We start from the raw sequence: 24,968 nt of genomic DNA on the forward strand, positions 1-24,968 counted from the left end.
TAAGAGCAAAATGAAGAATGGGGTGGGGATATGTTTCAATCGTTCGAGGTAACCTCGCGGCCGGAACAAGGGCCGCCACGGCTGGCGGCGCTGCGCCAAGAGCTGCAGGCAGAGGCGCTTGACGGGTTTCTGGTGCCCCGCGCCGACGCGCATCAGGGTGAATATGTTGCCCCCCGTGACGACCGGTTGAAATGGCTCACGGGGTTCACCGGATCAGCCGGTTTCTGTGCCGCTTTGCGCGATGTGGCGGGCGTGTTTATCGATGGGCGCTACCGCACGCAGGTCAAGGCGCAGGTGGCGGATGTCTATACGCCTGTGGCCTGGCCCGAAGTCTCGCTGGCCGAATGGTTGCGCGCGCAGCTGCCTCAGGGTGGCGTTATCGGCTTTGATCCGTGGTTGCATGCCGCCGGACAGATCGTCCAGCTTGAGGACGCCTTGGACGGCAGCGGCATCACGCTGCGCCGCACCGATAATCTGGTCGACCGCATCTGGGAGGACCAGCCCGCCCCGCCCATGAACCCCGCCAAGGTCCACCCGATCGACTATGCGGGCGAGGCCCATGGCGATAAGATCGCGCGGCTGGCCGAAGGGCTGCGCGACAAGGGCCGTGGGGCCGCCGTGATCACCCTGCCCGACAGCCTGTGTTGGCTGCTGAACATCCGCGGGTCCGATATCGCGCGAAATCCGGTCGTGCATGGCTTTGCCGTGCTGCACAGCGCGGGTCACGTGGACGCGTTCGTCGCCCCATCCAAGCTGGAGGGGCTAGAGGCGCATTTGGGCGCGCATGTGACCCTGCATGCGCCAGAGGCGTTTTTGGATGCTCTTGGCGACCTGTCGGGCCCCGTGCTGGTCGAGAAGGCCACCGTGCCTGTGGCTGTTTGGGACGCTTTGGGCGACCGGATCGTCTGGGGCGACGACCCCTGCGCCCTGCCCAAAGCTTGCAAGAACGCGGCGGAGATCGAAGGCTCTGTCGCGGCGCATTTGCGCGACGGGGCGGCCTTGGTCGAGGTGCTGGCCTGGCTGGACGCGCAGCCTGCGGGCAGCGTGACGGAGACGCAAGTGGTGACCCAGCTGGAGACCGCACGCCGCCGTGATCCGGCCTTGCAAGAGATCAGCTTTGAGACCATTGCCGGGACCGGCCCCAATGGTGCGATCATGCATTACCGCGTGACCGAGGACACCGATAGCCTTTTGCAAGACGGACATCTGCTGGTGCTGGATTCGGGCGGGCAGTATCTGGATGGCACCACCGACATCACCCGCACCATCGCCATCGGCACGCCGCCGGTCGAGGCGAAAGAAGCCTTTACCCGTGTGCTGAACGGTTTGATCGCCATGAGCCGTCTGCGCTGGCCCCAAGGGCTGGCCGGGCGGGATATCGAGGCTGTGGGGCGTTTGCCGCTCTGGATGGCGGGGCAGGACTTCGATCACGGGCTGGGCCATGGCGTCGGGGCCTATCTTAGCGTGCACGAAGGGCCGCAACGCCTCAGCAAGCTCAGCACGGTGCCCCTGTCCGAGGGCATGATCCTGAGCATCGAGCCCGGCTATTACCGCGAGGGGGCCTTTGGCATCCGGCTGGAAAACCTTGCCGCGGTGCGGTCTGCGCCTGATCTTCCGGACGGGGACGCGCATCGCGCCATGCTGTCGTGGGAGACGCTGAGCTTTGCGCCCATCGACACGCGGCTGATTGTGCCGGAGATGCTGACCCAAGATGCGCGAGACTGGCTGAACGCCTATCATCGCGACGTTGCGGAAAAGATCGGGCCGCGGCTATCACCGGTTGCAAAACTGTGGTTGGATGCGGCAACAGCGCCGGTTTGAGCGCGATATATTTCAGTTCATTCAGGGAGGACGGTCAGCAATGGCAGACCATATCAAGATATTGAAGTCGAACGGAACATGGACGGTGCGCGCAGGGGGCGCGGTACTGGCCGAAACACGTAATGCGCTTGAGCTGCGCGAAGGCGACCACGACGCGGTGATCTATATCCCCCGTTCGGATATCGCCATGGCGTTTCTGGACAAGACCGACAAGACCACCCACTGCCCGCATAAGGGCGATGCGCATTATTTCTCGGTCGTGACCAAAAGCCGGACGTTGGAAAACGTGGCATGGTCCTACGAGGACCCCAGCGAGGATGTCGCCGAGATCAAGGGCCATCTGGCCTTCTACCAATTGCCCGAGGTTGCGGTCGAACAAATCTAGGGCCCCCGAGAGGGCCCTGGAAATTCAGGATTGAAGCAGGGGGGCTGCGGCCCCTCTTATGCGTTCAGCAGCCAGCTTGTGTCCGCGCTGAGATCGGCGGCGCTGGTGTTTTGCACGATCACCACGACATTGCCGTTGACCACAAGTTCACTGTCGGTGCCATTGGCCGCGGCGCGGATCTCGAACATCCCGTCACCGGGGGCAAATTGCGCAGGCGAGCCTTGGGTTTCCTGCAGGTACAGCCCGTCTTCGTCGAGATTAAAGTCGGTCACGATGACCGGGGCCTTGCCCACTTGATCATAGCCGATGGCATTGATCACATCGGCCCCGTCGCCCCCTGTCACGGTATCGCCGTCGTTGGCGCTGATGGTGTCACTGCCATCGCCCCCCAGCACGACATCTGCCATCGTATCGGTATCGCCCGACACATTGCCGTTGAGGTTGAAGTCGAACGCGCGGATCACATCGTCACCGGCACCGCCGTCAATACTGTCGGTCCCCAGCCCCGAGATCAGGAAGTCATTCCCCGCCCCGCCGTTCAACGTGTCGTCGCCCATGCCGCCGAACAGCGCGTCATTGCCAGCGTCGCCATCAATCAGGTCGTCGCCCCTGTTGCCCGCCAGCTTGTCCGGCCCCTCGCCGCCGGACAGCGTATCATTGCCGGGGCCCGCGTTGATCGTATCGGCACCTGCGTCGCCAGACAGCGCATCATTGCCACTGCCGCCGTTGATCAGATCGCTTTGGGTGCCGCCGCTGATCACATCGTCGCCGCCATTGCCATTCAGCGTGTCGTTCAACCCGCCCCCCATCAACGTGTCGTTCCCGATGTTGCCGTTCAGCAGGTCGTTGCCGCCCTGCCCGTCAAGCATATCATCGCCCGCCAAGCCGCTCAGCGTATCGCTGCCAACCCCGCCCATCAGCGTGTCATTGCCCTGCCCGCCACTGAGCCCGTCGTTGCCTTCGTTGCCCATCAGGATGTCGTCGCCGTCGTTCCCTTCGATGTAGTCAAAGCCTTCGCCACCGCTTAGCGTGTCATTGCCGCGCCCTCCCAGCACGGTATCCGCGCCAAAGTTGCCCATGGCGTCGTCATCGCCGGACCCGCCGTTGACCAGATCGTTGTTGGTGCCACCGCGCAGCACGTCGTCGCCGGAACCGCCAAAGAGCGTATCCATCAGCCCGCCGCCCAGAAGCGTATCATTATCGGCCCCGCCATCCAGATTGTCGGACCCGAGCCCGCCCACGAGGGAATCCGCGCCGCCAAAGCCGCCAAGGCTATCGTCGCCGCTACCGCCGATCAGGGTGTCATTATCAGCCCCGCCATCAAGCGTATCGCTGCCGTTGTTCCCATTGAGCAGATCATCACCCAGACCACCGCGCAGCATATCGCTGCCCTGCCCGCCGGACAGGTCATCGGTGCCCCCGAAGCCTGAAAGACTGTCCGCGCCGTTCCCGCCCAGCAATGTGTCGGCACCCGGCCCGCCGTTGACGGTATCGCGCCCCTCTTCGCCATTGCCAAGATTGTCGCCACCGCCAAGGTTCAGCAGGTCATTGCCCGCGCCGCCCTGCACCGTGTCATCGCCACCAAAGCCGTTTACCGTGTCGTCACCGCCAAACGCGTCGATGTCATCATTCGCGCCCGTGCCCGTGACCAGATCAGGGCCGTTCGTGCCCTGCTGCGTGGCGATCTGCGGGTCCGTCACCTCGGGCTCTGCCACGTCTTGCATGTCGTCATTGGTATCGTCGTCATCGCTGTCGTTGCCAATCAATCCCGCAAATCCCAAAAGCGCGAGCGCTGGTAGTAAAGTCAATCCAAGCATGTTCAAATCCCCCTAAGCTATACCCAGAGTGTAGCTTACGCTGAGGAACGCAAGAAAGACAAATTACCGCCGCATTTCAGACACATTTCAATATTTAGGACAGTTCAACCCCGCTGCACCCACTGTCGCGAATACAGCGACAATCAGGAGTGTTCCTCGGCTGCTGTCTCGGCCAGGGCGCGGTTATAGGCCTTAAGCGCATCCACATGGAACAGCGCGCCCAGCAGTTCGGGCGGCGATTCGGGCTTGAGCGTGACCACGGGAATAAACGCCGCACCGGTCTGCTCGAAAATCGGCATCGCGGCCTCTAGCGTGGCGGTGCCGTCGATATAGGTACCCTCGCCGATCAGATCCCAGCAGGTTTCTTCGTTCGCAGCGCGCAGGTCGTCGGGGCGGCGCATGATGCGGCCCACCATGAACATGCCCAGCAGATAGGCCTGAGGACCGGCGGCAAGGTGGATACCGCGGCGTTCCATCTGCGTCAGGAAAAAGCTGCGGTGCACCAGACGCGAGGCAAGCGCGGTCGACATGCTCACAGCGACCATCACCGCCAGACCCGTCTGCCAGTCTCCGGTCAGTTCGAATACAATCAAGGTGGTAGAGATCGGCGCCCCCAGAACGGCAGCTGCCACCGCGCCCATGCCTGCCAGCGCGTAAAGCGACGTGGCCCCCGACATCGTGGGAAACACGCCCGTGGCGATCAACCCGAAGGCCAGCCCCGTCAGCGCCCCCAACATCAGCGAGGGCGAAAACACCCCGCCGCCCATCCGCCCGCCGAGAGTGATCGACACCGCGATGATCTTGAGCACGGCAAAGACAACGGCTTCGTGCAGGATCATATCACCGCTTAACGCGCGGGTCGTCGTCTCGTATCCGACGCCGATGATATGCGGGAACCACAGCGCGATCACGCCAAGGATTGCCCCTGCCACGGCAGGGCGCAAGTAACGCGGCAGCTTGCTGCGGGCCTGTATGAAGTTGCCGAAGTCCTCGGCCCAGAAGATACCGCGCATGAGGAACACTGCCACCACGCCGCAGGTCAGCCCCAGCAGCAGGAAGGCGGGCAGCTCGGCATAGAAGGACATATCGCCCACGGTGGGCAGGGCAAATTCGGTCAGACCGCCGAATTCCAACCGGTTGATCACTGTGCCGGCGGCCGACGCGATCACGATGGGGGCAAAGGCGTGTACGGCAAAGTGACGCAACACGATCTCGAGCGCGAAAAGCGCGCCTGCGATCGGGGCATTGAAGCTGGCAGAGACAGCCGCCGCAACGGCGCAGCCCAGCAGGTCACGACCGGTAATACCGCTGGCATTGATCCGGCGGCTCACGAGGGTCGAGATCACGCCCGCGAGGTGGACCACCGGCCCTTCTCGCCCTGACGATCCGCCGGTGCTCAGCGTGATCAGCGAGGCCAGCGCCGACGCAATACCGGCCCGTGTTTCCACCCGACCTTCGTGCAATGCCGCGCCAAGGATCACATCGCCGACGCTGCGCACACGGGCGTCTCGGGTGAAATTATGCAAGATCAGCCCCACGGTCAGCCCGCCGATTGTGGGGATCAGAACAACCCAATACCAATCAAGGCTGCCGATAAAACTATGCAGGTGCTGCACGTCTTCGGTGCCGTAAAGAAACGCCTGTAATGCATTGATCCCTTTACGAAAAAAAAGCGCGGCAAAGCCTGCCGAGATGCCGATTGCAAGCGCGATGAACCAGAAGGTGACCTTGCCCGGCCCTTTTTCACGCAACACATCCCACCCCAAACGCGCATGGTTGCACAACGTGTCATACTGCTGGTTCAGAAAGGGGCGCGGTTTCAAAGGCATGGCGGCTTTGCTGTCAGGGTTTACCCATGTCTAAGACAGAGCTGCCTGCGTTAAAACCCCTGCAATCAAGACTGTGACGCTAGCTGGCGAATTCTTCGCCCAAAAGCTCGCGCGCGGCGGCGCGCGCGGCCTCGGTAATCGTATCCCCTGCCAGCATCCGCGCGACCTCGTCCACGCGTTCCGGCGCTGACAGTGGCGTGACCGTCGACAGGGTCATGCCCTTGGACACGGCCTTGGACACACGCCAGTGATGCGCGCCCAAAGCGGCAACCTGGGGGGAGTGGGTGACAACAAGCACCTGCCCGCCCTGCGACAGCGCCGCCAGACGACGCCCCACCGCATCGGCTGTCGCACCGCCGACACCCCGGTCGATTTCGTCAAAGATCATCGTCAGGCCGGTTTGCCCCTTGGCCAGACAGACCTTAAGCGCGAGCAGAAAGCGGCTTAGCTCCCCGCCCGATGCGATCTTGCCCAGAGGGCCCGCAGGCGCGCCGGGGTTGGTGGCCACGGTAAAGGACACCGCATCGCGGCCTTCCGGTCCGGGCGTTTCCTCGGTGATCTGCGTGGCAAAGACCGCGCGCTCCATCTTGAGCGGGGCAAGCTCTGCCGCGACGGCCTTGTCCAGCTTGCCCGCTTTCTTGCGGCGCGCGTCGGTCAGGGCGTCGGCTGCGGCATCATAGGCGGCTTGGGCGTCGCGCACGGCTTTCTCCAACCCCGCCTGTGCGGCCTCGCCTGCGTCCAGCGCGTCCAGCTTGCCGCGCAGCGTCTCGGCAAAGCCCGCCAGATCGTCGGCCAGCACCTCGTGCTTGCGGGCCATGGCGCGGATCGCAAAGAGGCGCTCTTCGGTTTCTTCCAGCTCGATCGGGTTGAACGACATGGTGTCGATGGCGGCGACCACGCCTTCCATCGCCTCGTCCAATTCGACCATCGCACGCGAAAGCGCCGCCATCGGGGCCTCTAGCGCGCCGTCGGCTTTATGGGCCACCCCGTCGAGCCAGCGCAGGGCGTCGCCCAGCTGTGTCTCGGCCCCGCCCTGCCCCATCATCTCGTAGGCGTTGACCACATCGCTGCGGATCTTTTCGGCGCTTTGCATCAGGCGACGGCGCGCGTCGAGCTGTTCTTCCTCGCCCGCTTGCGGGTCCAGCTTGTCCAGCTCTGCCACGGCGTGGCGCAGGTATTCTTCTTCGGCGGCAATCGCCTCGCGCTCGGCGGCGGCCTGTTTGGCTGCCTTGCGCGCAGCAGCCAAGGCAGACCACGCCTGCCGTACCTTGTCGCGCAGCGGGGCGGTGCCCGCAAATTCATCCAGAATGGCGCGGTGGCCCTTGGGGTCAAGCAACCCGCGGTCGTCATGCTGGCCGTGCAATTCGACCAGTGTTTCCGACAGCGCGCGCAGCACCTCGCCCGAGCAGCGGCGGTCATTGACCCAAGCCGTTTTGCGCCCGTCAGACCCGTTGATACGGCGCAAGATCAGCTCGCCCCCGCCGGGCAGGCCAGCCTCTTCCAGCACCACGTGGGCGGCGTGACCTTCGGGCAGGTCGAACCATGCCGTGACCTCGCCCTGAGACGCGCCCTGACGCACCAGATCGGCGCGCCCGCGCCAGCCCAGCACGAACCCGAGACTATCAAGCAAGATCGATTTACCCGCCCCGGTTTCGCCGGTCAGAACGTTCAAACCCGGCTGAAACGCAAGTTCCAGCCGGTCGATGATCAGCATATCCGAAATATCTAGGCCGCGTAGCATGGGTCACTATCCGTGTGGGCCGTCAAAAGGCGCTTGGGTCAGATCCATTCGCCCTTGATCGTTTGGCGGTAGATCGCGGTCAACCAGTTATCGCCGAAGGACTTCATTTCAAGCCCCTGACCGGTCAGCAGCTTATAGCTTGCCTCGTACCATTCGGTGGACTGGTAGTTGTGCCCCAGAATGGCACCTGCGGTCTGCGCCTCGTCCGTGAGACCCAGCGACAGATACGCCTCTACCAGACGGTGCAGCGCCTCGGCGGTGTGGGTGGTTGTCTGGAAATCCTCGACCACGACGCGGAAGCGGTTGATCGACGCGGTATAGTGTTTGCGACGCAGGTAATAGCGCCCCACTTCCATTTCCTTGCCCGCCAGATGGTCAAACGCCAGATCGAATTTCAGCACGGAAGACCGCGCATATTCGCTGTCTGGATAATCCTCGATCACGCGACGCAGCGCTTGCAGCGCCTGAAAGGTCAGCCCCTGATCGCGGCCAACTTCGTCGATCTGGTCATAGTAGCTTAGCGCGAGAAGGTAGCTTGCATAGGACGCGTCATCATCATCGGGGAAGAAATCAATATAGCGCTGCGCGGCAGAGCGGCTGTTGGGGTAATCCTGATCCTGATGATAGGCGAAAGCCTGCATGATCAGCGCCCGCTTGGCCCATTCGGAATAGGGGTACAGGCGTTCAATCTCGGAGAAATATTCAGCCGCTTCGGCAGGGCGCTTGCGGTTCAGTTCAAATTCGCCACGCTCGTAAATCTGCTCGGCCGAGTATGTTTCAAGCGGAATTTCCTGAGGGTTGAAGAAGCTGTTGGTCGTCCGACCCGTGTCCTGAGCACCACCGCACGCGCCAAGAACGCCCGCCAAAAGCACCGCACCGACCACCCGCTTGCGCGACATCGTACCCGTCATGCGTTTCACCCTCGCTTTAAACTCTGCGTCACGTTTCACGATACGCCTTTGCCCGTGACTAGCACAAGGTTTCGCGCAACAAAACGACCATTCGGCAGTCCCCTGCAAGGGCGGCTGTCGACGGGCCAAATCGTAAACAAAGGATTACCCAAGCCCCACCGGAGTTTCAACCGTCGTTAACGCCCTGCCCTGCGACATCGCGTTACCGCTTTCAGGCAACGGCGGGGATTTCGTCCCACTCAAGACCAAAGCCGGGCAGACGCGACGCCATTTGCGCGTCACATTCAACCATGCGCACGGCACCGGGGGTCGCGAACAGCGCCCGCAGCAGCGTGTTGGTCAGGCTGTGGCCGGCGCGCACGCCGGTGTAATGGCCGATCAGCGGTGCACCGGCCAGGGCCAGATCCCCCAAAGCATCCAGCATCTTGTGGCGTACGGGTTCATCCGCGTGGCGCAGACCACCGGGGCTCAGCACTTGGTCGCCGTCAAAGACGACAGCATTTTCACCAGCGTGACCGCCCAATGCCAGACCGTTCGCCTGCATCGCGTCGACATCCGCCTGACGGCAGAAGGTCCGGCTGTCGCAAAGTTCGCGGGCGAAGCTGCCGTTGTTCATGACAAGCGATTTTTCCTGATGGCCAATGGCGGCATCGGCGAAATCGATGACAAAGTCGATCTTCAGGGTGTCTGCCGGTGCGATAGTGGCCGAGGCTTCTCCATCCGTCACGGTGACCGTTTTCAGCACTTCGAAAGCGCGCACAGGGGCCGCCAGCACGCGAACGCCGCGCTGCATGATACCACGTACGAAGGGCGCGGCAGAGCCGTCGAGGATTGGCACTTCGGGGCCGTCAATTTCGACCAGCGCGTTGTGGATGCCACAACCGGCCAGTGCGGCCATCAGGTGTTCAACAGTAGAGATTTGCAGACCCGCCGCATTTTCCAGCTTGGTGCAGAGAGGCGAGCGATTCACCGCGTCCCAACGGGCGGGGATCAGGCGATCGCCAACATCCACGTCACTGCGCGAGAACCAGATACCGTGATGCGCGCCAGCCGGACGGATCGTCACAGTTGCAGGACGGCCGGAATGAAGGCCGGTGCCGCTAAAGCTGATCGCTGTCTTAATGGTTGTCTGCACGGTCAATACTCACTGTCCAAAGATCATCTGTCTAAGTTGAACTCTGTCCTAACGGGGCCGTTCCTAATGCTCAATTCAATCATTGCTACCGTCTGAAACATCACTGTCACAATTGGGCGTTAACGTGCGCATACCCCCAATAAGCCATTGTTATATATATATTTCAGGCTCCCGATCATCCCTGAAATGACGGCGAAGCGTGAACATATAACAGCAATATTTCAACGAATGTTATCGACCCGCACACCCCGATTGCTGCACCGCAGCACGCTTAAAGTTGTGGCGCTAGCGAAAAAGACCACCCCTAAGGGTGGCCTTTCGGACGTTTACGAGGACGTCTTAGGTAAGCTTAGTTCGCCTGACGACGCAGGAAGGCGGGGATTTCGATCCGCTCTTGATCTTCGTCCTGAACGTCGCGCGGCTGTGGCGCGGCAGAGGTCGCGCGGGTCTGAACCGGCGGCTGCTGACGTGCGGGACGCTGCTGCTGTGTTTCCGCCTCACCGTGACCGGTCATGCGGTTGATCAACGAGTTGATGCCAAAGCGCTTCTCGCCCTGCTCGGCGGCGGGTTGTTGACGCTGCTGCTGCGGCTGCGCTTGCGGCTGACGCTGTTGCTGCTGGCTTGGCGACGCTTTTTGCGCGGCGGCGCGCAGACGGGCCAGTGCTTCGGGCGATGGGGTGCCGGGTGCAGGGGCGCGTGGCGCGACAAACGCCTCTTGCTCTTGCGCGTCGACATTCACCTCTTCGCGGCGCGGCTGGAAGGACGCAACCTCGGGACGGTAAGCGGGGGGTGGCAGATCATCTGCGTCCGACGCTTCGTCTTCGTAGGATGTGTCAGAGAAACCGCTGTGGTTGACCGCGGCTTCTTCCTTGAACAGCTGCTGCTGTGGCTCTTCTTCGTACTCGGCCTGTGCGGCAACGGGTGCAGGTGCTTCGGCGGCGGGGGCTTGTTCAACCTCTGGCGCTTTGGCAGGCAAAGGCTGCGACATGGAACGGCGCGGCACGGGCATCTCGGTGTTGACGTCAACCGCATCGATCCCAGTGGCAACAACGCTCACGCGCATGACGCCACCCAGTTCGGTGTCGAGCGTGGACCCCACGATGATATTCGCGTCCGGGTCGACTTCTTCGCGGATACGGTTCGCCGCTTCGTCCAATTCGAACAGGGTCAGGTCGTGACCGCCGGTGATGTTGATCAGAACGCCTTTGGCACCGCGCAGGCTGATTTCGTCCAGCAGCGGGTTCGCGATGGCCTTCTCGGCGGCCTGGATGGCGCGATCTTCGCCCTCTGCCTCGCCGGTGCCCATCATCGCTTTGCCCATCTCGTCCATCACGGCGCGCACGTCCGCAAAGTCGAGGTTGATCAGGCCGGGGCGGACCATCAGATCCGTGACGCCTTTGACACCTTGGTACAGCACGTCATCCGCCATGGAGAATGCTTCGGTAAAGGTGGTTTTTTCATTCGCCAGACGGAACAGGTTCTGGTTGGGAATGATGATCAGTGTATCGACGACCTTTTGCAGCGCCTCAATACCGTCTTCAGCCTGACGCATCCGCTTGATGCCTTCAAACTGGAACGGCTTGGTCACGACACCAACGGTCAGAACGCCCAGTTCACGCGCAGCCTGCGCGATGATCGGCGCGGCCCCTGTCCCGGTACCCCCGCCCATACCGGCGGTGATAAAGCACATGTGCGCGCCGGCCAGGTGGTCAACAATCTGTTCAATGCTTTCTTCGGCAGCGGCAGCACCGACAGATGCCCGCGCGCCCGCACCCAGACCTTCGGTCACTTTGATGCCCAGCTGAACGCGGCTTTCCGCTTTGGCTTGCTGCAACGCTTGCGCGTCCGTGTTGGCAACCACGAAATCAACACCGTCGAGCTCTTTCTCGATCATGTTGTTCACGGCGTTGCCGCCTGCCCCGCCAACACCAAACACTGTGATGCGGGGTTTCAGGTCGCCCTGTCCGGGCATTGAAAGATTAAGGGTCATGAGCCATCCGCCTGTATTGTTTAGCTCGCTTACGGAGCATTTTTTGTGCAATCCCCCTTATTGTATAGGGAGAACGCCCATGCGTCACCTAGAAAACACGGTTTTGACACATTATATGGGCGTTTTTTTGCCGGTTTTCTCATGATTTCGACGCGCGCACCGCATCTGGGGGTTACCAGTTGTCGCGGAACCACTTGACAGCGCGCTTCAACGACCGGGATGGGTAGCGGTCGGCGGGAATGTCAAAGTCCCACCACTCGTCTTGCGGGTGCGCGGCAAACAGCGCCAACCCGACAGCAGAGGCGAAACCCGGACCGGTTGCGGCTTGTGGCAGGCCATGCACGCGCAGCGGGCGGCCCAAACGGACCTGTTGGCCCAAAATCTTGCTTGCCAGACCATCAAGGCCCGGAATCTGACTGCCGCCGCCGGTCAGCACGATCTGCTGGCTTGGCAGGTGGTCAAAGCCCGCGGCATCCAGACGGGCGCGGACTTCTTCCAGAATTTCTTCGACACGGGGGCGCATGATGCCGATCAGCTCGGCGCGGCTCACGGTGCGACGGTCGTGCTCGTAATCCCCGGTATCGCCACCGATATCGATCATCTCGCGGTCGTCCATGCCTGTCGCATGCACCCCGCCATAGAAGGTCTTGATCCGTTCAGCATTGGCCGTCGGCACCTGCAATCCCATAGAGATGTCAGAGGTGATGTGATCCCCGCCCATGCGCACGCTGTCGGCATAGATCATGTGTTTGCGAATGAAGATCGAAACAGAGGTCGACCCGCCGCCAAGATCAATACAGGCGGCGCCAAGTTCCTGCTCGTCCTCGACCAGCGACGAAATCCCCGAAACATAGGCCGAAGACGCAACGCCCGCCAGTTCGAGGTCACAGCGTTTGATGCAATGGGCAAGGTGTTGGACCGCCGCCGCGTCCACGGTCAGCATATGCATATCGACCGACAGGGTATTGCCCAATTGGCCGCGGGGATCGGAAAGGCCCGACCGGTTATCCAGCGCAAAGTTCACCGGCTGCGCATGGAGCACTTCACGGCCCTCGCCGTATTCGGGCACGTCGCAATTGGCCAGAACCTGCGCGACATCCTGCTCGGACACGACCTGCCCTTCCAGATCCAGAGCCGCATCCAGACCGTAGCTGCGCGGTTCAGCACCCGAGAAACAGGCGATAACGTGATCCACACGGATGTTGGCCATTTTCTGCGCCGCCTGCAGCGCGGTACGCACAGCCCGTTCGGTTTCCTGCATGGCGCAGATCTCGCCAAAGCGCACCCCGCGCGACCTCGTGGTCGCAGCCCCGATCACGCGAAAACCGGATTGCCCCGCGAGCGACCCGATCTCGCCCTCTTCAGAGACGCGGCCCGTGCCGTCAAACCGCAGCACCAGGCAGGCGATCTTTGACGTGCCCACATCCAGAATAGCCACCACGCCGCGTTGCATCGCAAGCTTGCGCATGTGGCGCATGGATCGCTGACTATCGTATAGGTCCATCATCTTTTCACTGTCCCGAAATCTGCCTGATGCGCCACAATTCTTGTGTGGCGTCCTTGTTCATTTGCACGGTGGGCCGTTGGGCCAACCGCATGTCTACCCGCGCAACGTCGCGGGCCAGCACATCCTGTGCGCCTTCCAGCGCGATCACCCGCTCCAGCGCCTGAACGGCCTGGGTTTCGGGCAGCAAGATACGCTGTTCACGGTCAAGAACGACGTCCCATCGCCGCTCTCCCATGCGTACCAAACCGCGCAGCCTTTCCCCCAACGGAGCCGCCGTGCGGATCAATTCAAGCGCTTCGCTCACACGCTGGTTCGCCGCCTCGCCTACCACCAAGGGCAGGTCCGTGCGATCGCCACGCGAAGCAAGCTGGCCGATGGGGCTGCCCTCGGCGTCGATCAGCAGCAGCCCGTCCTGGCTGCGCCAAACGGCGACCGGCACCCGTGGCTGTACCGACACCTGCAACACGCCGCCCGGCTTCACCCGCAGCGACGCCTGCTTGACGCCGGGAAGATCGGTGATCGCCTGCCGCAATGCAGGCAGGTCAAGATCGAAGGAACTGGTTGGAAATTCGACAGGCACAGCGGCACGCACGTCAGCGGCCAAAACGCCTTCGACACCATCAATCGCCATCAGCTTGACCATGAATTCGGGGCGCTGCTGGATGCTGGTGCGGGCATTGGCATAGACATCGGCCAACTGGCCGCGCCGTACTTCGTCCGACAGATAGATTGTCCCCGCTGCCAAGGCCAAGCAGAACGGCACCCCGACGCGCAGCCCGAAACGGAACGTCGGCGTCAGCATCAAACGCTGCATGCGCCACGCCCAACGTGACGGTGCGGGATCTGCCTTGGCCGGCTTGGCGGGTTTGACGCGTTTGATCAACGATTGCATGACGCGTCCTCGACCATCCAGGCGCAGAGCTCGCCAAAGGAAATGCCAACCGCCTGCGCCTGTTCGGGCGACAACGACGTGGGGGTCATGCCGGGCTGGGTGTTGGTTTCCAGCAGGAACAGCCCCGCTGCTCCCTTGCTTTCATCCCAACGGAAATCCGTGCGGCTGACACCGCGACAGCCAAGCGCGTTATGCGCCCGCAGGGCGTAATCCATGCAGAGTTCAAAAATCTCGTGCGGGATATCGGCAGGGACCACATGGGTCGACCCGCCCGCCTTGTATTTGGCGTCGTAATCATACCAACCCGTCGTGTGGATGTCGGTCACGGTCAGCGCACGTTCGCCCATCACGGTGGTGGTCAGTTCGCGACCGGGGATAAATTTCTCGACCATGACCTCGGCGGGCATGGCATCATCCAACTGTGGCGGGCCGTTGTTTTCGATCTCGACAAGGTAAACACCGACGGATGACCCTTCGTTGTTCGGCTTGACCACATAGGGCGGGTCCATCACATGGGATCCCCGCACCGTCGCCGCCGATACGATCAAGCTTTCCACAACAGGCAAACCCGCGGCACGAAAAACTTCTTTGCTGCGCTGCTTGTCCATCGCAAGGGCAGAGGCCAGCACGCCGGAGTGTGTGTAAGGCAGGCCCATCCATTCCAGCAAACCCTGAACGCAGCCGTCTTCGCCCCAACGGCCATGCAGACAATTCAGAACGACATCGGGTTGAGCAGCGCCCAGATCGGCACAAAGGTCGGGGCCGCAATCGACCTCGATGACTTCGAAACTCCGGTCCCGCAAAGCCGCTGCGCAGGCGCGCCCTGTTGACAGAGACACCTCGCGTTCCGCCGAGGGGCCACCCAACAATACTGCAACTCTCGGGGGTGTCCTGCTCGACAATCCCACTCAATCTGCCTTTTTAAACGGGCCTGTTGCGACCCTTATTCATTCTGTTCCGAGCCTTTTGGCGGCCCTAAATCATGACGCTCGAACGTTTATTTTTCGCCGATCCGCATAATTTCCCACTCTAGCGTAATCCCGCTGGAATCGTAAACCTTTTTTCGCACCATTTCACCCAATGCTTCAAGGTCTGCTGCCGTGGCGGAACCCGTATTGATCAGGAAGTTGGGGTGTTTCGGGCTCATCTGCGCGCCACCCAAGGTGGCACCGCGCAAACCGGCGTCGTCAATGACCTTCCACGCCTTCAGATCATGGCGGTCATCCGCCTGCCCCGTGCTGGAAAACCCCGCCGGATTGCGGAACGTCGACCCCGCACTGCGGTCCTTGGTGGGTTGGGTTTCGTCCCGTTTGCGCAGCTGGTCCTCCATCCGCGCGTGCAGCGCTTGCGCCTCGCCTTTGGGGGGCGCGAAGCGGGCAGCGGTGATGACATACCCGTCTGGCAAAGCGGTCTGGCGATAGGCAAATTGCAGATCGTCAGGCCCAAGCGTGACCTGTTCGCCTGTGCGGGTGATCGCGTCTGCGCTGATGAAATAATCAGCAGTATAGGCACCATAGCAGCCCGCGTTCATCCGTACCGCGCCGCCAATGCTACCCGGGATTGTGCGCAGGAAGGTCAGGTCCAGCCCCGCGTCTGCTGCCTTGCGCGCGACATGGGCGTCCAGCGCCGCGGCACCTGCGGTGACGATTCCGTCTTCGCATTTGATGGTGTTGAACCCACGCCCCAGCCGGATCACCACAGCGCGCAAGCCGCCGTCGCGCACGATCACATTCGACCCGACCCCCATCGGCATGACCACGACATCGGCGGGCAGCGTCTTCATGAAAGCCGCCAGATCATCCGCATCGGCAGGCTGGTAGAAATAGTCAGCAGGGCCACCCACGCGCAGCCAGGTCAGATCAGCCAAGGGGCGGTTGTGCGTCAGCTTACCGCGCATATCGGGAAAGGAAATATCTGTCATGCCCATCGCCTAGCCCGCTTTGGGAGGGAGGTCAATTTTCCAGATGTGCCCGAAGCGCGCCATAAACCGCCCAATCAATCAGGTCGGTTCGCCCGCAGCTCGCGCGTGATACGTCCGGCCAGCCATCCTGCAAGAAACGCGCAAACCGCATAGCCCGTGGCAGCGGCTTGCGCCATGAACACCGGACGCTCCAGCGGTTTCGCGCCAAGGCCCCAGATCATCCACGCCCAGTTCAGCGCGAGCCCCGCCAGCAGGACCAGCACAAAGCCGCCATACCGGCGCATCAGACCGCACCAGCCCGCGGCAAGCATCCACACCACGAGGATGCTGATCAGGATCACCAGCGTCAGGTTCACTTTGCGGCATTCCGCACAGCGGCACCGCGCAGCCAGCGCATCAGATAGATCACCGGCCAGCGCAACACCGAACACCCGCCCGCGAACACCAGCATCCCGACCCAAGGGCCATGCTGCATGGTGACAAACCCCAGGACGGGGATGCCGACGGCAATCAGCACATAGGCGCTGCGCCAATGCTGGTCAGAACTGGGAGTCATTGCCAACACATTGGCAACGACCGCCCAAAAACAGGCAAGAACCAGTGATATACTCATTTTGGAACCTCCGGGTTTTGTCCGCGCAGCTTGGCCAGCAAAAAGCGCAAGGGATTGCGGAACATGGACACAAAGGCAGCAAGAGCAAGCAGGCTATAGAGCCAGCCCACCTGAAGACCGATCAGGATGATCAGCACCGGTGCGGCAATCAGCAGGATCACACCGGGAATATATTGCAGACGCATGGGCAGCGTCGCCACCGTGGCCGAGCAAAAGACCCACAGGATGCAAGCCCAAAGCAAGGTCATGACCGGCCCCCGTATGATGGGGTCCGCGCCATTCAGACGGCTTCCTTCTTCAAGGCTTCAAGCGCGGCAGGCAAGGCGTTGGCCCAGGTGCTGATTGTCCCTGCCCCAAGGCAGACAACCATATCCCCCGGCCCTGCCTGTTCGCGGACCAGTCGCGCCAGATCATCCTCGCTTTGGACGGCGCGGGCGTGGCGGTGACCATGACGGATCAACCCTGCGACCAGATCATCGCGCCCTGCGCCCTCGATCGGGGCCTCGCCCGCGGCATAGACCTCGGCGATGCCAACAACATCGGCATCGTTGAAACAGGCGCAAAATTCCTCGAAATGGTGGTGCAAACGGCTGTAGCGATGGGGCTGGTGGACCGCGATCACGCGCCCTTCGGTGGCCTGACGTGCGGCTTTCAGCACGGCGGTAATCTCGACCGGGTGGTGACCGTAGTCGTCGATGATCGTCACGCCATCCACTTCGCCCACTTTGGTAAAGCGACGGTTCACGCCGCCGAACCCGGCAAGAGCGGCACGGATTTCTTCGGTTTTCATGCCAAGGTGGCGCGACACGGCGACCGCCGCCATCGCGTTTGACACGTTGTGATCCCCGGGCATCGGCAGGCTGCAATCCTTGATCGTGATGCCTTCGGTCTGGAACATGATATCGAAATGCGCCACGCCCGCCTTGTAGTGCAGGTTGACTGCGCGCACGTCGGCTTGGGTGTTAAAGCCATAGGTCATGACACGGCGGTCGGTGATCTTGCCGACCAAAGCCTGCACCTCGGGGTGGTCGATACAGCAGACCGCCAGCCCGTAGAAAGGAATGTTCGAGACGAAATCCAGAAACCCTTTGCGCAGGGTATCGAAGTCGCCCCAATGCTCCATATGCTCGGGGTCGATATTGGTCACGATGGCAATGGTCGCGGGCAGACGGTTGAAGGTGCCGTCGGATTCATCCGCCTCGACCACCATCCATTCGCCCTGCCCCATCCGCGCGTTCGACCCGTAAGCATGGATGATCCCGCCGTTCACCACCGTCGGATCGATCCCGCCGTTGACCAGCAGTTCAGCCACCATCGTCGTTGTGGTGGTCTTGCCGTGGGTTCCCGCCACCGCGATGTTGGATTTCAGGCGCATCAGCTCTGCCAGCATCTCGGCGCGGCGCACGATGGGAAGGCCCGCCACCCGTGCGGCATCCAGTTCAGGGTTGCCCGGCTTGATCGCCGAAGAGATCACGACCACGGCGGCCCCTTCGATATTCGCGGCCTCCTGCCCTTCGAACACCGTCGCGCCAAGGTCCACCAGACGGTCAGTGATCTTGGTCGATTTCAGGTCCGACCCCTGCACGCGGTAGCCGTGGTTCAACAACACCTCGGCAATGCCGGACATGCCGATGCCGCCAATACCCACGAAATGGATCGGGCCCACATCGGTGGGAAGTTTCGTGGCTGCGTTCATCGTTTCTTTCCTTCGGTTGCCAGGGTTTCCACCATCTGGGCGAGTTCTTCTGCGGCGTCCGGCTTGGCGACAGACAGGGCGGCGCGCGCCATCTGCTGCGCGCCCTCTGCATGGGTCAGCACCATTTCGATCTGGGCCCGCAGACTATCGGGATTGGCCATGTTTTCGGGCACCATGATCGCGGCACCGGCGTCCACCAATCCACGGGCATTGGCTGTCTGATGATCGCCCGTCGCCGCCGCAAAGGGGATCAGGATCGACGGCCGCCCGATGATAGAGATATCGGCAACGCTGGACGCGCCAGCGCGGCTGATCACCAGCTGGGCTTCGGACATGCGCCGCGGCACGTCATGGAAAAACGGTTGCACATCGGCATTGATCCCGTTCTCGGCGTAAAAGGTAGCGACCCGTTGGCCATCCTCGTCCCGCGCCTGATGGCTGACACGGATATTGCGCAGCAGTTCCATCGGCAGATCGGCGATGGCGGGAGGGATAACCTCGCTCAAGATGCGCGCGCCCTGGCTGCCGCCCATCACCAACAGCTCCATCGGGTAGTCACCCGGCGCGATATAGCCCGCGCCCGCACGCTCCAGCACCGCGGCACGCACCGGATTGCCGGTGTGTTCGGCGCTGACACCATCGGGCAATGTGGTCGGCCATGTGCCGCAAGCCACGGCATCAACATGTTTGGAAAACAGATCATTGACCCGACCGAGCACGCCATTCTGTTCGTGGATCATCCGGGGCTTGCGCAGCACCCAGGCCGCTGACAGCGCGGGGATCGACGGATACCCGCCAAAGCCGACAACCACATCAGGCTTGTCGCGCAGCATACCGAAAATGCCGCCAAGCACACCGCCCAGAATACGAAACGGCGCGATGGCCTTGGCCACCAGACCGCCGCGCGCGAAAGTGGCGCTGCTGACCTGCTGAATCTCGACCGCCTCGGGGAAACCGCCGGTATAGCGCGCACCACGCGCGTCGGTGGACAGCTTTACCCGCCAGCCCCGCGCCAGCATGACTTCGGCAAGCGCTTGGGCGGGAAACATATGCCCCCCTGTCCCCCCTGCGGCGATGACCAGCAGCGGCGCCGTCATCGGGCACGGCTCCGGCCCAATAGATCAGAGATCTGGCCCTGTGGTCGGGTCCGGGTAAACGCCAGCAACATGCCCACGGCGATGCCAGAGGCAATCACCGACGACCCGCCGTAGCTAACGAAAGGCAGCGTCATCCCCTTGGCGGGCAGCAGCCGCACAGCCACGCCCATGTTGATCATCGCCTGCACGCCGAACATGCAGGCCAGCCCGGTGCCCGCCAGACGGATAAAGGGATCCCGCTCGCGCACCAGACGCAGCAGCGACCGCACCACGATCACGGCGTAAAGCGCGATCACACACATCACCAGGATCAGGCCGTATTCTTCGGCAGCAACGGCGATGATGAAATCGGTATGCGCATCGGGCAGCGACCATTTCACCTGCCCCTCGCCCACGCCGACCCCGAACAGACCGCCTTCGCGGATCGCATCGGTGGCATAGCCAAGCTGCGTGCGCGGATCGATGTCGGGCGACAGGAACCCATCAATCCGCCGGGCAAAGTGTTCAGAGTTGGAATAGGCAAAAGTCCCCGCCAAGACGACCAGCCCGGCCATGCCCACCAGCAGCACCAACGGCGCACCGGCTACGAAATACATGACCCCCCAGCCGAACAGGACCAGACAGGCCTGACCAAAGTCGGGCTGCAACGCCAGCATCAGCACGATGGAAATACACAGCGCGAAGGACCACGTTTTGCCCGGAGGGCCGTTGATCTCGAGCGCGGCCGCCATCATCCACGCCGCCACAACGACAAAACCGGGCTTGAGGAACTCTGACGGCTGGAAGGACGCAAAGCCCATCGAATACCAGCGCACAGCACCTTTGCCAAAGTCGGTGCCAAAGAACGGCAGCAAGGCCAGCGCCACAAAGGACACCAGAAAACCGACAATCGCCAGACGCCGCACCATCACGGGCGTCATCATCGATGTCAGCACCATGGCAATCACGGCAAGCACACCGAAAACAGCCTGTCGCTGCACATAATGAAAAGAGTCAAAGCCGTTTTTCGCGGCCAACGGCGGGGAGGCCGCCAGCCCCAGCAACATGCCTACGGCAAACAGCAGGAGGATGCAGGACATCGCCCATTTGTCGATCGTACGCCACCATTTGGGAAGAATCGGTTCGCCATCCCGAACGGGAACCGCACCATAGACCATTTCTGTCATGGGACCTGCCTTACACTGCCTCGTTCCGCCCCTTTTCGGGGTCTAGCTTGCAGTGTAGCGCGAAAGGTCACGCGGGGCTAGTCTGTTTTAACCAGCCCCGCGCAAAGCTGCCTATGCCCCCGCGTGCGTGCCGCGGATCGGATAGTCGTTGTCACGCACAAACTTGATCCCGTTCAGCAGCCCCTCCAGATCAGGCCGCGCGAAGGGCGCGTTCGAGATGTCGAGGATCTGGATATTGCCGTCGCCATTCACCACGAAAACGCCGGGCTCTGCGAAAGGCTGATCTGTTTCTTGCGGGCTGCGCGGGTCAGAGACATAGAGCCCCAGTTCGCGCATCTGTGCGATGCTCATGTCATAGCCGATCGTCAGGGACAGATCCTGCTCTTGCGCCATCTCGCGCGCCTTGTCTTTCGGGTCACCCGATACGGCAACAACGTCCACACCTGCCTTGTTGAAATCCGCGACCAGCCCGTCCAGCGTCGACAGGTATTTTTTGCAGATCGGGCAATGCAGACCGCGATAGACGACCACCAGTTGCCAGTCATGATCGCCCCGCGGGGTGCCAAGGGTCAGCATGCCGCCTTGCAGCTCTGCCACGGTCAGTTTCGGGAATGCGTTACCTGCGTCCAATACGTTCATCGGGTCTCTCCTTTAATTGCTTCGTCACTCCCGGAGTTAGTCTTCATGCGCCGGGTTACCACCCCGCTCACGGCCACTTGACCGGCTTGCGTGGCGGGGGCTATGGCGGGGCCATGCAATATGATACGGTAATTTTAGGCGCAGGGGCCGCAGGCATGATGTGCGCGGCCCACGCGGGCGGATCGGTGCTGGTCGTGGATCACGCCAAAGCACCGGGCGAGAAAATCCGCATTTCCGGCGGCGGGCGCTGCAATTTCACCAATATGCACTGCACGCCTGATGCCTTCATCTGCGCCAACCCCCATTTCGCCAAATCGGCGCTGGCGCGCTATACCCAGTGGGATTTCATCGAACTGGTAGACGCACATGGGATCGCGTGGCACGAAAAGACCCTCGGCCAGCTCTTCTGCGACACCTCCGCCAAAGAGATCGTCGCCATGCTGCGCGGCCTGATGCAAAAAGCCGGTGTTGACCTGCGGCTGCACAGCACGCTGACCGATATCGCCCTGACCGATGCCGGATATAGCATGACCTTGCACACGCCCGACGGCACCACGCCGATCACCGCGCGCAACTTTGTCGTTGCCTCTGGCGGGAAATCCATCCCCAAGATGGGGGCGACGGGGCGCGCCTACGAGATCGCCGCGCAGATGGGCATCCCCGTCACCGACACGCGGGCGGGGCTGGTGCCCTTCACCTTTACCGACGCCCGTTTCGCGCCCATCTCCGGCACCGCAACGCCCGCGCGGGTGACTGCCCAAGGCCCCGCCTTTGACGAAGCCTTGCTGTTCACCCACCGTGGCCTGTCGGGCCCTGCCGTGCTGCAAGCTTCAAGCTACTGGACCGAAGGCGCGCCGATCACGGTGAACCTGCTGCCAGACAGTGATCTGCTGACCAAGCTACGTAGCCAACGCCAGACCTATGGCCGCCGCAACCTGACGACAGAGCTTTCCCACCACCTGCCCGCGCGGCTGGTGGATCATCTGTCGGGGATCATGGACCTTGGCGGCAACCTCGCCGATTGGTCGGATGCAAAACTCGGCACCCTGATCGACAGGCTGTCGCATTGGGTCATGACCCCTTCTGGCACCGAAGGCTACCGCACCGCCGAAGTCACCCTCGGCGGGATCGACACCGACGCGCTGTCCTCCAAAACACTGGAGGCCAAGACACGCCCCGGTCTCTACTTCATTGGCGAGGCCGTCGACGTGACCGGATGGCTGGGCGGCTATAACTTCCAATGGGCCTGGTCCTCTGCCATGGCCTGCGCCGCAGATATCGCACAGAAACAGTAATTTCCAAATGGCCCTAAATCCCGGGGGAGCCGCCATAGGCGGCGGGGGCAGCGCCCCCTGCCCCTGCCCACGTATACGGAAACACTCGACAATCGCGGGCAGCAACCGCTGAAAGCAATGAATATGGTGGCGTCTTCGGTCGGCAAAGAACCAAAAAAATTTTAATCTATAAGTGCTTCTGTACCTATTATTTCGAGCGGGCAGCGCTCCTGTTGCTGGGGTAATCCCCGCAGTTTCGAAATAATGGGCAGCGTTCGCATCATATCTTACTGCCAGCATATGCCCGATCTCGTGCTATTCGCGAGGGTACCCCCGCCTTGTCGACCCACGCTTTATCAGCTCCACGCCGAGCCGGATATGCGGCGTTTGGATGGCCGCGCGGTCAGCGATTGCGTCCCGAAGCAGGGTCATTGCCCCTGCGCCGACCTCGTAGCGCGGCGTCGCGACAGAGGTAATGCCGGGGTTCAGGTGCCGCGACATTTCAAGGTCGTTGAAGCCGCAGATACCCAGATCGTTGGGGACGTTGATGCGACGGCGTTCGGCCTCGAACAGCGCGCCGGCGGCGAGGTCGTCGTTATTGCAGAACACAGCATCGGTGTCTGGCGCTTGCGCAAGAAGATCGCTCAGCAGTTGCCCGCCCATACCCACCGAGGACGGGTGAGTCGTCGTGATCACGCGGGTCGGGTCATACACGCCGCGCGCCTGCGCTTCGGCTGTGAAACCCGCAAGCCGCGCCTGCGAGCGCGGGTCCATTCGCGCGCCCAGAAATCCGGGCTTTTTGTACCCCGCATCGATCAAGTGCCGCGTGCCTTCGACCGCACCATCGTAGTGTGAGAACCCGATCATGAGGTCAATCGGAGAGTCCGACACGTCCATAATCTGCACGACGGGACAAGGGGCGGACTTGAGCAGGGTCCGTGCTGCGTCGGTTTGGTCGATCCCTGCCACAATCAGCCCCGCCGGACGCTGACGCAGGAAGGTACGCAAAAGGTTTTCTTCTTTGCTGGGGCTATAGCGGAAATTACCGATTTGCACCGACAAGCCTGACCCTTCGATCACATCGTAAACACCGCGCAAGACGTCAGAAAACACGGCGTTGGTCAGCGATGGCACCAGCAGACCCACCACATTTGTCCGCTCGGACGCAAGCGCCGAAGCGGCTTGATCCGGTACATACCCAAGCAGTTCGATCGCAGCCTGAACCTTCTTTCGCACACCAGCCGAGACCATGTCGGGGGCACGAATCGTCCGCGATACCGTGATAGCGCTGACACCGGCCTCTGCCGCGACTTCATTCAACGTAACCCGCTTGTATTTAGTGTTCTTTTCCATGTGATGAAACCTATCACGTGCGCAGGTCCTTGTGAATAGTTGACAGATGACAGCGCTGTCATTAGCGTCCGCCCATCGTCACCGTTTACGGTCACGACTTTTTAGGGAGGATAAACACATGCGCTTTACCGCTAGGCTTCTGGCCGCAACCGCACTTGTCAGCGCCGGGCTGGCCGGTGCCGCTGCTGCACAAGATTTTTCGCTCAAGTTCCAGTCATCTGATCCGGCAGGCAACGCCAACTTCTTGCTTCAGCAAGAATGGGCCAAAGACGTCGCCGCCAAAACCGACGGCCGCGTCGAGGTCGATCTGCTGCCCGTTGAAACAATCGTCGCCCATACTGAATCTCAGGATGCCGTGGCGGCTGGCATTATCGATGGCCACGTCACCGATACCTCTTATTTCGCAGGGAAAGAGCCGGCGTTTGGTCTGATTGCCAATCCGGTCGGGGCATGGTCAGACCCGCAGCAGATGTTCGACTTTATGGAGAACGGCGGCGGCAATGAGCTGATGAACGAAATGCTTGAACCCTACGGTTTGCATTTCATCGGCGCGACGACCCCCGGCCTTGAGGCGTTTCTGTCGAAGGTGCCGCTGGACGGTGTGGACGATCTGAAGGGGCTGAAAATGCGCGCGCCCGAAGGCATGGTGCAGAAAGTCTTTGCCGCGGCGGGCGCGTCTCCGGTCAACCTGCCTGGCTCCGAGGTGTTCACCTCGCTTGACAAGGGCGTGATCGACGCGGCGGATTATACCGTCTTCTCGACCAACCACGCGCAGGGCATGCATGACGTGGCGAACCATCCTGTATATCCCGGCTTCCACTCCATGCCGCTGGTCGAGGTGTCGATCAACAAAGGTGTATGGGATTCGATGCCCGAGGATATCCAAAGCGCATTGGTGGAGTCCGTAAAAGACTTCCGGCAGCTCCAGGTGTCGACACTGGCTGAACGTGACATGGCCGCGGTGAAAGAAGCCGAAGCCAACGCCGATATCACCGTGCATAATTGGTCCGATGAAGAGCGTGCGAAATTCCGCGCCTTCGCCAAGACCGAATGGGAGAAGGCGGCCGAAGCATCCGACGCATCGCGCAAGGTCTATGACACGCTGACGGCCTATCTCGAAAAAAACGGGTTGCTGCAATAAGCGCCGAAGCACCAGCACCCTTCCGGACAGACCGGAGGGG

22 protein-coding genes are annotated in these 24,968 nt (G+C 61.8%); 4 read left to right on the forward strand and 18 right to left on the reverse strand.

The genetic code is table 11. The annotated features are described in order from the left end of the window. The first annotated feature begins 30 nt into the window (after positions 1-30). Both ACNQ62_RS09675 and ACNQ62_RS09680 read left to right on the forward strand, forming a co-directional pair. Positions 31-1,821: an aminopeptidase P family protein gene (locus tag ACNQ62_RS09675; protein WP_418094780.1), complete on the forward strand. Its 1,791-nt coding sequence runs from the start codon at positions 31-33 to the stop codon at positions 1,819-1,821. A gap of 40 nt (positions 1,822-1,861) precedes the next feature. Beyond that, on the forward strand, positions 1,862-2,206 hold the full coding sequence (locus ACNQ62_RS09680) for a DUF427 domain-containing protein (RefSeq protein ID WP_005854099.1): 345 nt from the start codon (positions 1,862-1,864) through the stop codon (positions 2,204-2,206). Between the two features lie 56 nt (positions 2,207-2,262). On the opposite strand, the gene ACNQ62_RS09685 is transcribed toward ACNQ62_RS09680, so the two are convergent. The 17 genes from ACNQ62_RS09685 to ACNQ62_RS09765 form a co-directional block, all read right to left on the reverse strand. Next, positions 2,263-4,023: a calcium-binding protein gene (locus ACNQ62_RS09685; RefSeq protein ID WP_418094781.1), complete on the reverse strand. Its 1,761-nt coding sequence runs from the start codon at positions 4,021-4,023 to the stop codon at positions 2,263-2,265. 143 nt (positions 4,024-4,166) lie between these two features. Further along, positions 4,167-5,852: a chloride channel protein gene (locus tag ACNQ62_RS09690; RefSeq protein WP_005854103.1), complete on the reverse strand. Its 1,686-nt coding sequence runs from the start codon at positions 5,850-5,852 to the stop codon at positions 4,167-4,169. Positions 5,853-5,931: 79 nt separating this feature from the next. Beyond that, complete coding sequence (gene recN, locus ACNQ62_RS09695; protein ID WP_340243969.1) at positions 5,932-7,593, reverse strand: DNA repair protein RecN; 1,662 nt, start codon at positions 7,591-7,593, stop codon at positions 5,932-5,934. Positions 7,594-7,631: 38 nt separating this feature from the next. Beyond that, on the reverse strand, positions 7,632-8,504 hold the full coding sequence (locus ACNQ62_RS09700) for an outer membrane protein assembly factor BamD (protein ID WP_005854107.1): 873 nt from the start codon (positions 8,502-8,504) through the stop codon (positions 7,632-7,634). 211 nt (positions 8,505-8,715) lie between these two features. Further along, positions 8,716-9,639, reverse strand: coding sequence for a UDP-3-O-acyl-N-acetylglucosamine deacetylase (gene lpxC, locus ACNQ62_RS09705; RefSeq protein ID WP_037945053.1), 924 nt, complete (start codon positions 9,637-9,639; stop codon positions 8,716-8,718). Positions 9,640-9,988: 349 nt separating this feature from the next. Continuing rightward, positions 9,989-11,629: a cell division protein FtsZ gene (gene ftsZ, locus ACNQ62_RS09710; RefSeq protein ID WP_037953765.1), complete on the reverse strand. Its 1,641-nt coding sequence runs from the start codon at positions 11,627-11,629 to the stop codon at positions 9,989-9,991. Between the two features lie 172 nt (positions 11,630-11,801). Next, positions 11,802-13,136 (reverse strand): cell division protein FtsA, encoded by a 1,335-nt coding sequence (gene ftsA / locus ACNQ62_RS09715; protein ID WP_037944512.1) that lies wholly within the window; start codon positions 13,134-13,136, stop codon positions 11,802-11,804. A 4-nt stretch (positions 13,137-13,140) separates the two neighbouring features. After that, positions 13,141-14,028: a cell division protein FtsQ/DivIB gene (locus ACNQ62_RS09720; RefSeq protein WP_418094782.1), complete on the reverse strand. Its 888-nt coding sequence runs from the start codon at positions 14,026-14,028 to the stop codon at positions 13,141-13,143. Further along, complete coding sequence (locus ACNQ62_RS09725) at positions 14,016-14,936, reverse strand: D-alanine--D-alanine ligase (protein ID WP_074634488.1); 921 nt, start codon at positions 14,934-14,936, stop codon at positions 14,016-14,018. Before ACNQ62_RS09725 ends, ACNQ62_RS09720 begins: the two co-directional genes overlap by 13 nt. 89 nt (positions 14,937-15,025) lie before the next feature. Then, on the reverse strand, positions 15,026-15,955 hold the full coding sequence (murB, locus tag ACNQ62_RS09730) for a UDP-N-acetylmuramate dehydrogenase (RefSeq protein ID WP_418094783.1): 930 nt from the start codon (positions 15,953-15,955) through the stop codon (positions 15,026-15,028). A gap of 68 nt (positions 15,956-16,023) precedes the next feature. Next, positions 16,024-16,305 (reverse strand): hypothetical protein, encoded by a 282-nt coding sequence (locus ACNQ62_RS09735; protein ID WP_009824920.1) that lies wholly within the window; start codon positions 16,303-16,305, stop codon positions 16,024-16,026. Further along, positions 16,302-16,562, reverse strand: a complete 261-nt coding sequence (locus ACNQ62_RS09740) for a DUF2484 family protein (RefSeq protein ID WP_037944515.1) — start codon at positions 16,560-16,562, stop codon at positions 16,302-16,304. The genes ACNQ62_RS09735 and ACNQ62_RS09740 overlap by 4 nt, the downstream gene beginning before the upstream one ends. After that, on the reverse strand, positions 16,559-16,810 hold the full coding sequence (locus tag ACNQ62_RS09745; protein ID WP_005854125.1) for a DUF2484 family protein: 252 nt from the start codon (positions 16,808-16,810) through the stop codon (positions 16,559-16,561). Before ACNQ62_RS09745 ends, ACNQ62_RS09740 begins: the two co-directional genes overlap by 4 nt. Positions 16,811-16,842: 32 nt before the next feature. After that, on the reverse strand, positions 16,843-18,258 hold the full coding sequence (gene murC / locus ACNQ62_RS09750) for a UDP-N-acetylmuramate--L-alanine ligase (protein ID WP_005854127.1): 1,416 nt from the start codon (positions 18,256-18,258) through the stop codon (positions 16,843-16,845). Beyond that, positions 18,255-19,355 carry a UDP-N-acetylglucosamine--N-acetylmuramyl-(pentapeptide) pyrophosphoryl-undecaprenol N-acetylglucosamine transferase gene (locus tag ACNQ62_RS09755; RefSeq protein WP_418094784.1) on the reverse strand — a complete coding sequence of 367 codons (1,101 nt, stop codon included), beginning with the start codon at positions 19,353-19,355 and terminating at the stop codon, positions 18,255-18,257. The genes murC and ACNQ62_RS09755 overlap by 4 nt, the downstream gene beginning before the upstream one ends. After that, complete coding sequence (gene ftsW, locus ACNQ62_RS09760) at positions 19,352-20,521, reverse strand: putative lipid II flippase FtsW (RefSeq protein WP_005854131.1); 1,170 nt, start codon at positions 20,519-20,521, stop codon at positions 19,352-19,354. Before ftsW ends, ACNQ62_RS09755 begins: the two co-directional genes overlap by 4 nt. A 111-nt stretch (positions 20,522-20,632) precedes the next feature. Beyond that, positions 20,633-21,160 carry a redoxin domain-containing protein gene (locus tag ACNQ62_RS09765; protein ID WP_005854133.1) on the reverse strand — a complete coding sequence of 176 codons (528 nt, stop codon included), beginning with the start codon at positions 21,158-21,160 and terminating at the stop codon, positions 20,633-20,635. A 113-nt stretch (positions 21,161-21,273) separates the two neighbouring features. Between ACNQ62_RS09765 and ACNQ62_RS09770 the strand changes: the two genes are divergently transcribed. Continuing rightward, the gene (locus ACNQ62_RS09770; RefSeq protein WP_418094785.1) at positions 21,274-22,455 is read left to right on the forward strand and encodes an NAD(P)/FAD-dependent oxidoreductase; all 1,182 of its coding nucleotides are present in this window, start codon (positions 21,274-21,276) and stop codon (positions 22,453-22,455) included. A gap of 294 nt (positions 22,456-22,749) precedes the next feature. On the opposite strand, the gene ACNQ62_RS09775 is transcribed toward ACNQ62_RS09770, so the two are convergent. Beyond that, entirely contained in the window at positions 22,750-23,787 is a 1,038-nt protein-coding gene (locus tag ACNQ62_RS09775; protein ID WP_418094786.1) for a LacI family DNA-binding transcriptional regulator, read from the reverse strand. Between the two features lie 118 nt (positions 23,788-23,905). On the opposite strand from ACNQ62_RS09775, the gene ACNQ62_RS09780 reads away from it, so the two are divergent. Then, the gene (locus tag ACNQ62_RS09780; protein ID WP_418094787.1) at positions 23,906-24,928 is read left to right on the forward strand and encodes a TRAP transporter substrate-binding protein; all 1,023 of its coding nucleotides are present in this window, start codon (positions 23,906-23,908) and stop codon (positions 24,926-24,928) included. The last annotated feature ends 40 nt before the right edge of the window (positions 24,929-24,968 follow it).

Source organism: Sulfitobacter sp. SBS6, from assembly GCF_048285585.1.
Taxonomy (GTDB): domain Bacteria; phylum Pseudomonadota; class Alphaproteobacteria; order Rhodobacterales; family Rhodobacteraceae; genus Sulfitobacter; species Sulfitobacter pontiacus.

Bases quoted from the DNA above. Each gene is read 5' to 3' on its own strand.
- ACNQ62_RS09780 (WP_418094787.1), top strand. From the start codon at position 23,906: ATGCGCTTTACCGCTAGGCTTCTGGCCGCAACCGCACTTGTCAGCGCC.
- ACNQ62_RS09685 (WP_418094781.1), bottom strand. From the start codon at position 4,023: ATGCTTGGATTGACTTTACTACCAGCGCTCGCGCTTTTGGGATTTGCG.
- ACNQ62_RS09765 (WP_005854133.1), bottom strand. From the start codon at position 21,160: ATGAACGTATTGGACGCAGGTAACGCATTCCCGAAACTGACCGTGGCA.
- ACNQ62_RS09690 (WP_005854103.1), bottom strand. From the start codon at position 5,852: ATGCCTTTGAAACCGCGCCCCTTTCTGAACCAGCAGTATGACACGTTG.
- ftsZ (WP_037953765.1), bottom strand. From the start codon at position 11,629: ATGACCCTTAATCTTTCAATGCCCGGACAGGGCGACCTGAAACCCCGC.
- ACNQ62_RS09720 (WP_418094782.1), bottom strand. From the start codon at position 14,028: ATGCAATCGTTGATCAAACGCGTCAAACCCGCCAAGCCGGCCAAGGCA.
- ACNQ62_RS09675 (WP_418094780.1), top strand. From the start codon at position 31: ATGTTTCAATCGTTCGAGGTAACCTCGCGGCCGGAACAAGGGCCGCCA.
- ACNQ62_RS09740 (WP_037944515.1), bottom strand. From the start codon at position 16,562: ATGAGTATATCACTGGTTCTTGCCTGTTTTTGGGCGGTCGTTGCCAAT.
- ACNQ62_RS09700 (WP_005854107.1), bottom strand. From the start codon at position 8,504: ATGACGGGTACGATGTCGCGCAAGCGGGTGGTCGGTGCGGTGCTTTTG.
- ACNQ62_RS09755 (WP_418094784.1), bottom strand. From the start codon at position 19,355: ATGACGGCGCCGCTGCTGGTCATCGCCGCAGGGGGGACAGGGGGGCAT.
- ACNQ62_RS09775 (WP_418094786.1), bottom strand. From the start codon at position 23,787: ATGGAAAAGAACACTAAATACAAGCGGGTTACGTTGAATGAAGTCGCG.
- ACNQ62_RS09680 (WP_005854099.1), top strand. From the start codon at position 1,862: ATGGCAGACCATATCAAGATATTGAAGTCGAACGGAACATGGACGGTG.
- murB (WP_418094783.1), bottom strand. From the start codon at position 15,955: ATGGGCATGACAGATATTTCCTTTCCCGATATGCGCGGTAAGCTGACG.
- ACNQ62_RS09745 (WP_005854125.1), bottom strand. From the start codon at position 16,810: ATGACCTTGCTTTGGGCTTGCATCCTGTGGGTCTTTTGCTCGGCCACG.
- ACNQ62_RS09770 (WP_418094785.1), top strand. From the start codon at position 21,274: ATGCAATATGATACGGTAATTTTAGGCGCAGGGGCCGCAGGCATGATG.
- ftsW (WP_005854131.1), bottom strand. From the start codon at position 20,521: ATGACAGAAATGGTCTATGGTGCGGTTCCCGTTCGGGATGGCGAACCG.
- ftsA (WP_037944512.1), bottom strand. From the start codon at position 13,136: ATGATGGACCTATACGATAGTCAGCGATCCATGCGCCACATGCGCAAG.
- murC (WP_005854127.1), bottom strand. From the start codon at position 18,258: ATGAACGCAGCCACGAAACTTCCCACCGATGTGGGCCCGATCCATTTC.
- recN (WP_340243969.1), bottom strand. From the start codon at position 7,593: ATGCTACGCGGCCTAGATATTTCGGATATGCTGATCATCGACCGGCTG.